Below are 11,929 nucleotides of genomic sequence, written 5' to 3'. Positions count from 1 at the left end.
CTGTCTGGTTTCTGATTTGGTCCAGCGCGGCTTTTGCTTGTGACGTAACTGGGCAACGTATGAAGTCGGAAGTTCAAAACGCACCCGAGGTTTATCTGTCCATCGATGAAATTCCGTTGGCTCAACCGTTTTCCGTGCTGGTTTCAGTTTGTAGTGAAACTGCCGTGGGCCAATTGCGTGTGGATGCAATCATGCCCGCTCATCAACACGGTATGAACTATACCCCCAATGTTACCGCGTTGGACGGTAGAACGTTCCGCGTTGATGATATGCTGTTTCACATGCCGGGTTTGTGGGAGCTGCAGGTTGATGTCGACATCAATGATCAATCAATTTTCTACACGTCAAAAATTGCGTTGAAATGAAGCTGTGGATGACAGCGGCGCTAATGGTCCTGACCGGCGCAGTGCGTGCCGAAGTCTTGCTGTCTGCTGACGAAATTGAACAAACGCTGACTTTTGGACCGTGGCCGCCATCCTTCCAGTCGGACCCAAGCAATAGGGTTTCCAAAGACACCCGATCGATCCAGCTCGGACAGGCTTTTTTCAACGATCCGGTGTTGTCGGTCGACGGTGCATATTCGTGCGCCAGTTGTCATGATCCTGAACAGGCCTTTACAACGCCGGAAGCCCGAGCGCTCGGCCGTGTTCTGTTAGATCGAAACACACCATCACTACGGAATCTTGCCGGACTCCGTTGGTATGGGTGGGGTGGAAAGAGCGACAATTTTTGGGCGGCAAGCCTGCATCCGATCATCGAAGAGCATGAGATGGCGCATAGTCCCGAAAGTCTGAAAACAGCAATCTCAGAAAGTGCTTACATTGATGACTTTGAAGCAATATTTGGCGATATCCAGGATCAAGGTCCAGAACATGTTCTGGTAAACACTGCAAAAGTCCTTTCGGCTTACTTGGAAACTTTAGTTACCGACCGGACTCAGTTCGACGATTTTCGCGATGCCTTGGAGGATCAAGATTTTGCAGCGGCCGCGTACTACCCCGAAGCAGCCCAGCGAGGTTTTCAGCTGTTTTTAGGGCGCGGGAATTGCGTGTTTTGCCACAACGGCCCGAGGTTTTCCAACAATGAGTTCCACGATGCCGGTGTACCATATTTTCTGAATGAAACCGAGGTTGACGAAGGTCGGTTTGGTGGATTGAACTTTTTGCTCTCAAGCCCCTATACACTGGACGGCGTCTGGAATGACGATCCGGACAAGCAAGGTGCTTGGGCCGTTCGAAATGTACGCCGGAGCCACTCTGATTTTGGAACCTTCCGGACGCCCAGCCTGCGCGGGGTGGCTGAAACCGCACCGTACATGCATGACGGCAGCCTAGGGGATCTGAACGCTGTGATCCGGCATTACAGCAAAATCAATACGGAAAGGCTGCACGCCGACGGCGAAGCCATTCTCTCGCAATTGAATTTGTCTGAGCAAGAGATTGCAGACTTAGTTGCGTTTTTGAGGACGCTGTCCAAGGCGCCTTACTAAAGCGTTTGTGTTTAAAGCCCGGGAATGGGCTATTTGGCAAGCTGGTTCGGCGACTATCGTTAGCGGTGCCGATGAGGGGGTTCTGCTCGCTCTGGTTCAGAATTGCTTGACGTTAGATCAGAAATGGATGACGTGATCGGCCGATTTGTTGAGGTTTTGGATGTCGATTGAGTCAAGTATCAGTGAAGTTCCACATTACTTGTTGAACGTCACACGAACCTGACCCAACCGTCACAGTTGGACCAGAAACGAGGTGAACGATCGACATCGGATGGCACCCCCAAATCAATAACTCGTTGAGCACGAAGTAGACCCAGAGCTGCAAATCAGTTGCTGAAAGAGGAATTTGGTGCCTCTTTTTTAGCTAGAACTCAGTCGTGACAACTCGGCCCGAAGCGGTCTCCCGACTACGGTAGCTGTCGCTGTGGTGCGGCCCGTCAGAGGAGACATTCGCCGCAAGCGCGAAGTAGAGCACTCTGCGAACCGGAAGTTCGCAGACGAAGTTGCCATTCAGTCGTGAATTGCGAATGTCCGCTTGTGAGAAAACTCTGAAAGATGCAAATTTAGCCAATAGAAACAGAAATGCAGGGGGCAGGATTGTCACCTATTGACGCTGTACGTACGCCTGACGACCGTTTTCTGAACCTGCCCGATTTCGCATGGCATCCTCTGTTCGAAGATCAGTTGGCCGGGTATGAAGGCCTGCGGATGGCAAGAATAGACGAAGGTCCACAGGACGCAGAGCGGGTGTTCTTGTGCCTTCATGGACAGCCTTCATGGGGTTTTTTGTATCGGCATATGATCCCGGTCTTTCTCGAGACTGGCGCCCGAGTTGTCGTTCCTGACCTGTTCGGTTTCGGCCGGTCTGACAAACCTATCCAAGACAATTGCTACACTTTCACATTTCACAGACAGAGCTTGATCGAGTTGATTGAAACGCTCGATCTCAAAGGAATTACACTCGTTGTACAGGATTGGGGTGGGCTTCTTGGTCTTACCATTCCACCAAACATGCCTGATCGCTTCAATAGGCTATTGGTTATGAACACGGTTCTTGGCTTGGGTGGCGGTAGCAGCGAAGGGTTCGATGCATGGAGGGATTTCCACCGAACCCACCCGGACTATGACGTGGCTGCATTGTTCCAAAAGTACGTGCCCGGCATGAGCGATGAAGTCGCGGCCGCTTACGCCGCACCTTTCCCGGACGCGCGTTATCGGGGCGGGGTGCGGAAGTTCCCGTCGCTGGTGATGACCGAACCCGACATGGAGGGCGTTGATGTGTCACGACGCGCAGCGGCATGGTGGAAAACTGACTGGTCTGGCGACAGCTTCATGGCGATAGGAGAAGCAGATGTTCTGATCCCGCCAAGGCTGATGAAACGCATGCACGAAATATTGGGCGTAGTTCGCCCACCTCTGATGTTGCCAGACGCAGGACACTTCGTTCAGGAGACCAACGGCGAACAAGTTGCTCGCGCGGGCTTGTCTGCATGGGAAGATGTAGGGCATCCCAGTTAGCCTTAATGGTTTAGAAATCGGACCTTCCTGCAGACCACAGCATCAGTTACTTCGGGGCTCATTGCCGCCGCTGGGGTTGGTTGCAGCAACTCAGTTCGGAGCATTGCTACTGCCCGCAGGACAGCCCAATGCCGACGTCTACTAGCTAACCGAATTGCTGCGGTCGCAAGCCACATTACAACCATTCGCTGCGCTATAGCTGCTAGGGCGCCTGGAGTATCGCATCCTGCTTGCGACACGCGATGGCACGCGATAATCTACCTCTAGGCCGTTTGAGGCGGCCACCCGGTCCGCGGAAAGCTGTCATCGGCACCTCTCAACGAATGTGTGAAAACCACATCGGTTTCTCTGCCCGGTTTAGCGGACCTTCGGGCAACGGAGGGAAGACCGATGACCAAATCGCTCGACCAACTGCGCCGTGACGCAAAGGCCTTGGGTAATGCTCTTGCTGAGGGCGACAAAGGTGCAATGCTGCGCATCCATGGCATTGTTACCATGCCCAAAGACGGGGTCTACAAACACGCGGATTGTCTGCATGTCATAGCGCGAGAGACCGGATACGCTTCGTGGCCAGCATTGAAACTCGCGGTTGAAACACAAGGGATGGATCGCGCACAAAAGCAGGGACGGCTGCGTTGGGCGCTTTACAACGGCTCAAAAGAGACGATCGTGCATCTGCTTGCAGATGAGCCGGATCTTGCAGACGATCAGGTGCCTCTTCTCGTCGCTCTCTATGACGTAGCCGCGATGCGCAAGATCCTTGTTCAGGATGCCAGTGTTGCGACACGCGAATACCCGTCACGGCGGCCAATGTGCCATCTGGCGTTTTCGAAATACATCAAGACTGCGCCTGAGAAAGAACCCGAGATGCTCGCCATGGCGGAATTGCTTGTCGAACACGGCGCTGACGTAAATGACAGTTTTGCATTCGATTCCGAGACAGACCACCGCCTGTCCGCGCTCTATGGCGCCATCGGCCATGCAGACAACATGCCTTTGGCCAGGTGGCTGTTGGAGCATGGGGCAAATCCCGACGACAATGAATCCCTCTACCATTCCACTGAACTGGGCCATACCAAAGGTCTTCGTTTGTTGCTGGAACATGGGGCAAATCCGAAAGGAACAAATGCGTTGCCGAGGGCGATTGACTTCAACAGCACCGATGCAGTCCGGCTGTTGCTGGACCACGACGCTGATCCCAATGAAGGCATCAATCCTCATCCGTCGGGTGAACCTTCCTTGGTGATCCCAGCCTTGCATCAGGCGGCCCGGCGTTTGGCTTCGGGCGAAATCGCTCGGCTTTTGTTGGAGCACGGCGCGAACCCAAGTGCTATTAGCCGCGGTCACTCTCCCTATGCCTTTGCCCGCGTCTTCGGAAACAGGGATGTCGCGTCGGTTCTAGAACGCGCTGGTGTATCCACGCAGTTGACGTCGACCGAAGAGCAACTCGTGCGGGCAGCGGACGCGACGTCTAAGGAGGACGACCAGATCGACATGAATAGCCTGTCGCAAGAGATGAGGTTTCTTCTTTGCCGCCTCGTCTGGCGCGAAGGAACCCTGCCTCACATGCATCGACTGGTCGAAATTGGCTTTGACCCAAATCTGCCGGACGAAATGGGAATGCCGCCCCTGTACCTTGCCGGTTGGGAAGGAATGCCCGACGTCATGTCGTATTTCCTGAACCAAAACCCGGACCTGAACCACACAAATGCCTACGGAGGGACACTGCTGTCAACGATTGTTCACGGGTCCGAAAACTGCCCACAAAAGGCGCATCGCCATCACATCGAATGCGCGCGTCTGGCGCTGGAGACCGGTGTGGCGCTTCCGCGAAAGGCCTCGCAATTTGCAACGGTTCCCGAGATGTCCGCCTATCTTGCTGACTGGGCGGAAGCGCATCCCCTGCAAGTCTCGGAACACGGAGTCGTCTAAGGTTCGAAGTTCTTGTGCCAGACATACAGGCTGCCGTAGCCAGATTGTTTAACGGCTGACCTTCATCGGCAGGATCGGCCCCCAGGGCGTTTGCCGCGCTTCACCAAAGGCAGAGAATCCCGCGTTGTGATAGGCCGCGATCGCCCGCGCATTTTCCGGGTGCGGATCTGTTGCGACAACCGGGCCTCCTGCGGAAAACACCCGTTTAAGATGCTCAGAGATAAAGGCCGGGCCGTGCCCGCGCCCGATCATATCTGGCTCACCAATGAACTGGTCGATGCCCCGAGATCCCTGCGGAAGGGACTAGAAATGGAGATCCTCCCAACCGTGAACAGTCTAATCCTGGATATATGCAAACGGGCGTTACGCAAGCGAAGCGATCCATCTTCGGACTCGCACGTCTTCCAGTTCTTTGTTCGTGCTTGGCTCATTGGAATCCCACCATTCGCGAACATGTGGGTGCGATTGCAATTGCGAGATCATCGCAAGATCAGCCGACGTCATCTTGCATAAGGCATATCGGTTAGGGGTAAGCATGGCAAAAGATAGCAAACATGTGGCGAATGTTTAAGAGCATCTGACGGCCCCTTGGGACGTGGCGATATGCCCTTCTTAGGATCAATGGTTTGTTTTGGCGTTGCTCCGGCCCATAGCCGAACTTCGCCCTGCATTCTCAATGCTACGCCAGCAGCCTGCTTTGCGGACATTCGCTGCAAGCGTCATCTTTGGGATTATTCAAACTCACATTTCGCGGGCACAACCGCCCAATGCGGGCGCGACGCCGACTGGCTGCCTAGTTGCCCATTCCGTAGCCGACAGCAGCCACCCGCAAGTGGCCTCTCGCGCTCACCCCTACGAAGTGTCGGGTCACTGACAAATTCGGCATTTTGCGATATGTTTCGTTAGGGCGTTTCCCTGCGGCTCTAGAAGACTGCCCGCCGCTCCTTAACCTCGGAGTATTGAAATGGAAATGAACTCGAAAAATATCATAACCGCAATTGTAGTCTTGGTAGTTGTGGTCGTCGGCATATCTTACCTTTCCGGCACCAGCGGCGACGAAGAGGTAGAAGCACCAGCCACTGAAACTGGCAATTGAACCGCTGCTCCGGGCTCGAAGTGGTCATTCGGCAAATCGCAACGGATGTCCACATTGCGGACCAAGCGGTCACCTAAATATGAAAGAAAGTTATCAGCCAGCAAATCTATTTCGACTTCGGCTATGTGTCAGAGGTGGAGATCAGGTGACTAGATAACAGTGCAGTTTTGTTGCAATGGTAAGCTAACATCGAAAAATCAAAATTCACTTCGCCAAAAGGGCAACTGACGACTCGATTACACTCCTACAGCAGACAGCCACAGTCGATCTATTTCCGCCAGTACGTCTTGATTAATGGAGGCGTAGTGCTCCCAATACTTACCATCTTGGATCAAGTAACCAGCCTCGTTTTCCAGGCTCAGGGCTTTGCGGGAAAGTTCCGCGCTATAGTTGGTTAGCGGCAAATCACCGCTTAGCGCCGTGTGGCTAACTCTTGGGAAAAGCAGACGACTTTCCAATTCTTCCGAGAGATTGACGCACGCGCAGTGCTGTTGGGCAGCGATCGTCATAAGCCTTGCCGATTTGGCTTCCAAAGATAACAAAGTAATGTCTTCACGAAGAGGATCAGGTTTGCCTTGCCCATAGAAATGCGTGTTTCGTCCCGTGTAGACCATGTCACAGCCCAAGTAGGCTAGGACTGTAGGTTTCAGGGCGCTGAGAGCCCAATATCCAGCCGTGAATGCCATTGTCGCACCAGCATATACAACGCCGCCAAACTGATTGTTTGCCGGGACATAAATTGATGAGTCAATCAGCCTCTGGGCGTGACTCTTCCGGTCAGGTCGATACTGTGTGGGAAAGTCATCAGGATACACACTGTAGTCCCAGTCATCCCGAATTCTCCATGCATTGTTTATGCTGACAATTTTGCACTCGTCTCGTTTCGGCCAAGTAACCGCTCTCATTGCGTCTGGAGCGCTGCCAAGAATAAGGGCGATTAACTCTTCCCCCATTTTGCTACCAAAGCTTCGCTTGTTGCCAATCAAAATACCATCCCAGCAATAACTCGACGTATACATTTTTGATACGCAGTGACCGTAAGATCAGATCAAAAGCACAATAGGCTTTCAAAGCAGAGCTCGAATTTTTTAATCGTTTCACGACGTATTGCCTCGGTTTAAACTCTCGGCAAGGCGGAACGGCGGCTAAGGGCTCTCTATTGCCGCGGGAACATTGCAGCATTGGCGATATTGGGTCGTGCCGAAGCTTTCGAGGACGGCCCGTTGCTGCCATTGCTCTAGGATTAGCGATGCTGCAGTGCGGCCCGTCAGAGGAGACATTCGCTGCAAGTGCAAAGCCGGAAGGCCAAACGAGGTCTGGACCGCGGACGAAGCTGCATCTGAACTTCATTTGATCAATGTCGGCTACGATAGACTGCAATTCAAATGTCGCCCATCTGTTAAAGAGCGCGCAGGCCTGTCCTCTATAGTTTTTCTGGCGATGATTGCACTGGCCATTTAGCCAATCATTTGGGACATTTTCCAACGCAGTTCAATTTAGTTTCTTCACGCAACGGTGTTCTGTACTCTTTGTGCAAAAGTATTCAAGAACGTTCGCGATGTGCGACAAATCTGGTGGGATTCTATGGCGGCGACTTTTCGTACAACAGGACGCGCTGCCTTGCTCGTCGTTGCGCTCTTTGTGCTCTTATGGTCTGCTTTGGCCTTGCCTGTTTTCTCCGGACTTCGAACTCCGATTTTGGAGAAGATTCTTTCAGAACAAATCGGTCAGGCGGTATATATCAAAGGGGATGTCAGTATCATTCTGGGTGCAACAGGTCACGTTTGCGCAACCAAAGTGATAGTTCCCAGCGAGGCTATAGAGAATGTGAACCTGGCGGCTTTGGACGTCCTAGAACTGGAATTCAACTTCCCAGCGTTGATATCGGGCCAGATTGATATCGACAACTTGATCATCGACGGTCTTAACGTTCAGCTGCTGACCGACACAACTGGGACGCAAAGCTGGGTAGCGGACAATCGGCCTGAGGTCAGTACGACCGCGTTGGGGATACAGAATGACACGGATGGTATTCTGGATTTCTTGAGCGACAAAACTGTGACTTTCACCTCGGTTGACCTCATCGTGGACAATGAGACAACAGGTTTCGAATTCGATTTCAAGTTGACAAACCTGCAGTTGGATCAATTGGGCGATAGTTCTGGTGTAACGGTCACAAGCCGCGGAACCGTAAACGGGCAGAGCTTTCAGATCAAAGGCGACTATCCCCGAGGCCAACCCTTTACGACAGATGCACACTTCGGTGCGATGACTCTCGGTTTCAACGGAAGCCCCATCACCGCGCAAAACGGTGGTGGTTTCGAAGGCAAACTGACGTTGGATACTGGCGAAATCGGCGATCTACTCGAGCTTCTCCAACTCGACCGCGATATTGAAGGTCGTGGAACATTGGTGGCCGATGTAAAAAACCAAAACCCAATACTGAAGGTCTCGGATTTCAGCACAGCATTGAACCTTTCGAAGGGTCAATTGCTAACTGCGACGGGCTCCATCGATGACCTGATTGGTTTCGAAGGCATCGATATTGATATCGACGGGCGCTTTTATCCGCAGGGCGACCCACCTGACACCGCTACGGATCTGAAGGACTTAAAACTGACCGGCCTTTCGACCCGCATCGTCAGTACAGACGACGCGCTGGAATTTAAGGATCTAACGCTCACGACAAACGCGTTTGACAACGAGCTAAAGCAGATCGGCCCGGTTCGTTTTGGCCGCTTGTTTCGTGCTGACAACGGTAACCTGATGCTGGAAAACATCGCGTTGCAGGCAGGACCGCATGATCGACCCTATTTTATTGCCAAAGGCAACATCAAAGACTTGTTGCGCCTGAAAGAGATCGACTTTAGCGGCGCGATGTCGATACCGTCATCGCTGTTCTTCCGAGACCTTAGTGCCAAGTCTCTAGGCAGAGTCGAAGGTAGCTTTTTAGTGGATGATTTACAGGGGTTACTTAGTCTCAACGAATTCGATGTGCAGACAGTTGATACCGAAATTTGGGAACTGAGGGCTAAGGCCAAACTCGGCAATGTAAATGACTTGGGAAACCTGTCCTTCGAATTCAATCTGGCTGTCAAAGACAGCGCCCAATTTCTGGCAGCCATCGGCCAGAAATCAGTCAACACCGGACCGCTAAAGGTCAGCGTGTCCGCGAACGAAAAACAAGACGACTTCTCAGGTGAAATTGCGCTGACGTCCGGCAAGTCTGAACTGAGCGCCAAACTAGAGGCATCCACGGCTGGTGCGCGTCCTCTGATCCAAGGCAGGGTTTCCAGCCAGCGCATCGCACTTCAGGACGTCAAAAACGCGGTTGCCGTTGTTACAAGCATTGCACCACGCTGTCGCCAACCCGGTACCAGGGGCGCAAAACGCGATGCGTCGAAAGGGAAAGCTACCGATCTTATTGAGCTAGAAGATTTTCTGCTCGATCAGGATGTCGATATGTCCATTGATGTCAAGAAAATCGAGGGCGAACAGGCAATAACCAGTTTGTCCAGCCATCTGAGGGCAATGAATGGCCATGCCCAGCTTGGGCCTGTCGATGTCGCCTATGATGGCGTTCATTTCTCCGCTACAGCAAAAATGAATATGGTGAAGAGCCCGCAGTTGCTTTCACTTAAGGGCACAATAATGGATTGGAATCTGGCAACCCTGTTTAGTGAGTTTAATACCAAATATTAGGCAGTCGGACGGCTTCATGGAAATTTTGAACTTACCGGAAACAGGCGCTCGCCAAGCGCCTACATAAACTCGATGAAAGGCTCTGCCTCTATCCTGATGTCAAATGGCGGTATATCAACCAGTCTTCTCGAATTGTCCGGGCTGGGCATCTTTCCCTGGTTAATTTCTGAAGAGCTGAGAAAAGGGTATAGCAAGATCACCTGCCTGGTCGTCCTAGTCAAAATCGATGCGGGTCACGTTTCTTTCAATTCGTTCGTCGCGGAAACCGAAAAGGTACAGCTTGTTGCCCACGGCGATCTAGATTGGATAAAAAACACGATTTCAGTTCAGGCCGAGGCTCGAAAGCTCGGCAAGCCCTTATCGCGGAGCGCCTGGCCATTCGAAGTCGTTGGGACGCTGACGCATCCGGAAGTCAAGCTTCTTCATCACAACATTTTCCAAAAACGCGCGGACGGGACCACAGAGTTACCTGAAAACCGAAAATCCTGCGTTCCTGATATAAATCAGCTAAGATAATAAAGTAAGTTTGCCGTTTCGATTTCGCATCGATCCGAGCGGCCCGTCAGGACATTGCGTGCTGCGGCAGAACGCTCTTTCGAATTCACTTTTCCATTTTAGACCGAGCAGCCTCTACGTTCAAACAAGCGAAGTTTCACTAAGGTCGATTAATACGCCGACCTACCTTACCTCTAACTCAATGCACGACACGCAAAATCGCCAGTGATTTTGGAAGTCGCCAGTTTCGGCATGCGACGCAACCGATATCATGTGCGTTCCGGAGATTGTTTAGCGAAGTAAACCGCCAGAGGGATCGGGCGCTGAAGCTAATAGGCACCATAGCTGATGTTCTGAATTGAGCTCCTTTTGTCCCGCTAGCGTCAGCAGGATTTGATATTAACTGGACTTACCGTGCCTCATACCTAAGCTTGTAGCATTTTCCGAAAGAGGGGTCTACATGTTGACCAGAACCGCTTCACTCGTTTTCGCGGCATGGGTTTGGCTGTGTTTCACGGTTTTGTCTTCGAAAGCCGACGTGTTGAATAGTTGGGTCCAACTCGGACCCGATGATCAAATCATTGTAAGATCAATCTCTGCCTCAGCTGACTGCCCTTTGTTGCAAATCGATGGTCAGATTGTTGCGATGAAAAAGAGAGCGATGCCACAGGACCAGTTTCCTCATCTGGTTTGCGAATATCGCGCGGTAAAACTGGCTCAGAAGATAATGCTTGGAGGAAATCCGTTGCCAACGCTCAATCCAAGCGTGCAACGGATCGCCGTGATCGGGGATACCGGGTGCCGAATTCGCGGCACCAGAGTACAGAACTGCAATGATCCAACCACCTGGCCGTTGAATGCGATCCTTGAGGAAATCGCATCCAGATCGCCAGATCTGGTTATCCATGTAGGTGACTACGTGTATCGGGCCTCGGAATGCCCGGACGCCGAAAAATGCGGCGGATCTCCTTTTGGTGACACCTTCAAATCCTGGTCTGCAGACTGGCTGGACCCGGCGGACAGTCTATTCAGGCGCGTCCCCTTTTTCTTCCTGAGGGGCAATCACGAAAACTGTGGACGCGGCGACAAAGGATGGTTCCGGTATTTCGAAGCCGGGTCCGTTCCCTTGAGTTGTCCCGCAGTAACCCTGCCGTGGATCGCTTCTGTTGATGGTCTTGAACTGATTTCGTTTGATTCCTCCGCCGGCCCGGCACCGCAAAGCAGCCCCGACTTGACAAACGTCTACGAACGAATGGCCAGTGGCCTGTTTGAAAAATCCAGCGGTGAAGCTTGGTTTCTCACGCACCGACCGCTTTGGGTGAATATGCACGCATTTGGAGAGCTGATTGATGGTGACGACACACAGCGAGCGGCGTTCAGCGGGGCTATTCCAGAAACAGTCAACCTTGTTTTGTCAGGCCATATCCACGCCTTTCAGGCGATCGATTTACTGGACGGGCCGGTGCAGGGAATAAGCGGCAATGGAGGAACGCAGCTTGATCCTATGCCCTCCGATACTGTTACCAACGTTGAAGTTGCTGGCAGCCTGGCAAGTATAGTAGTCAGCAACAGCGATTTCGGCTTCTTGATGTTGACCCTGGAAACAGATGGCAGCTGGTCGATGGACGCAATAGATGCAGAGGGGAAAACCCGGAATCGATGCCGTCTTATAGGGCGTACGCTTTCTTGCGAATGAC

General features: G+C 52.4%; 9 protein-coding genes and 1 pseudogene. 8 read left to right on the top strand and 2 right to left on the bottom strand.

Annotation, left to right across the window (positions count from 1 at the left end; translation table 11 throughout):
* Positions 1–59: 59 nt before the first annotated feature.
* The 4 genes from ACR3EJ_RS19405 (at position 60) to ACR3EJ_RS19390 (ending at position 4,939) form a co-directional block, all read left to right on the top strand.
* The gene (locus tag ACR3EJ_RS19405; RefSeq protein WP_170542710.1) at positions 60–365 is read left to right on the top strand and encodes a hypothetical protein; all 306 of its coding nucleotides are present in this window, start codon (positions 60–62) and stop codon (positions 363–365) included.
* 8 nt (positions 366–373) lie between these two features.
* Complete coding sequence (locus ACR3EJ_RS19400) at positions 374–1,489, top strand: cytochrome c peroxidase (RefSeq protein WP_170542712.1); 1,116 nt, start codon at positions 374–376, stop codon at positions 1,487–1,489.
* Positions 1,490–2,086: 597 nt separating this feature from the next.
* A complete protein-coding gene (locus ACR3EJ_RS19395; protein ID WP_480423281.1) occupies positions 2,087–3,007 on the top strand; it encodes a haloalkane dehalogenase in 921 nt (306 codons plus the stop codon).
* Positions 3,008–3,397: 390 nt separating this feature from the next.
* Positions 3,398–4,939 (top strand): ankyrin repeat domain-containing protein, encoded by a 1,542-nt coding sequence (locus ACR3EJ_RS19390; RefSeq protein ID WP_170542715.1) that lies wholly within the window; start codon positions 3,398–3,400, stop codon positions 4,937–4,939.
* Positions 4,940–4,987: 48 nt separating this feature from the next.
* Here ACR3EJ_RS19390 and ACR3EJ_RS19385 read toward each other — a convergent pair.
* Positions 4,988–5,221: pseudogene (locus ACR3EJ_RS19385) on the bottom strand (GNAT family N-acetyltransferase); the annotation flags it as partial.
* Positions 5,222–5,909: 688 nt separating this feature from the next.
* Between ACR3EJ_RS19385 and ACR3EJ_RS19380 the strand changes: the two are divergent.
* Complete coding sequence (locus tag ACR3EJ_RS19380; RefSeq protein ID WP_480422369.1) at positions 5,910–6,035, top strand: hypothetical protein; 126 nt, start codon at positions 5,910–5,912, stop codon at positions 6,033–6,035.
* Positions 6,036–6,271: 236 nt separating this feature from the next.
* Here ACR3EJ_RS19380 and ACR3EJ_RS19375 read toward each other — a convergent pair whose 3' ends face one another.
* Positions 6,272–7,021, bottom strand: a complete 750-nt coding sequence (locus ACR3EJ_RS19375) for a hypothetical protein (RefSeq protein ID WP_480423279.1) — start codon at positions 7,019–7,021, stop codon at positions 6,272–6,274.
* A 1,138-nt stretch (positions 7,022–8,159) separates the two neighbouring features.
* Between ACR3EJ_RS19375 and ACR3EJ_RS19370 the strand changes: the two genes are divergently transcribed.
* From ACR3EJ_RS19370 to ACR3EJ_RS19360, 3 genes are all read left to right on the top strand, one after another.
* Positions 8,160–9,737 carry an AsmA family protein gene (locus ACR3EJ_RS19370; RefSeq protein ID WP_170542716.1) on the top strand — a complete coding sequence of 526 codons (1,578 nt, stop codon included), beginning with the start codon at positions 8,160–8,162 and terminating at the stop codon, positions 9,735–9,737.
* A 72-nt stretch (positions 9,738–9,809) separates the two neighbouring features.
* Entirely contained in the window at positions 9,810–10,253 is a 444-nt protein-coding gene (locus ACR3EJ_RS19365; RefSeq protein WP_170542717.1) for a hypothetical protein, read from the top strand.
* A 439-nt stretch (positions 10,254–10,692) separates the two neighbouring features.
* A complete protein-coding gene (locus ACR3EJ_RS19360; protein ID WP_170542718.1) occupies positions 10,693–11,928 on the top strand; it encodes a metallophosphoesterase in 1,236 nt (411 codons plus the stop codon).
* Position 11,929: the final 1 nt, after the last annotated feature.

The sequence above is a fragment of the Ruegeria sp. AB11 genome (assembly GCF_056536325.1).
This window is presented reverse-complemented; position numbering and strand designations above follow the sequence as displayed.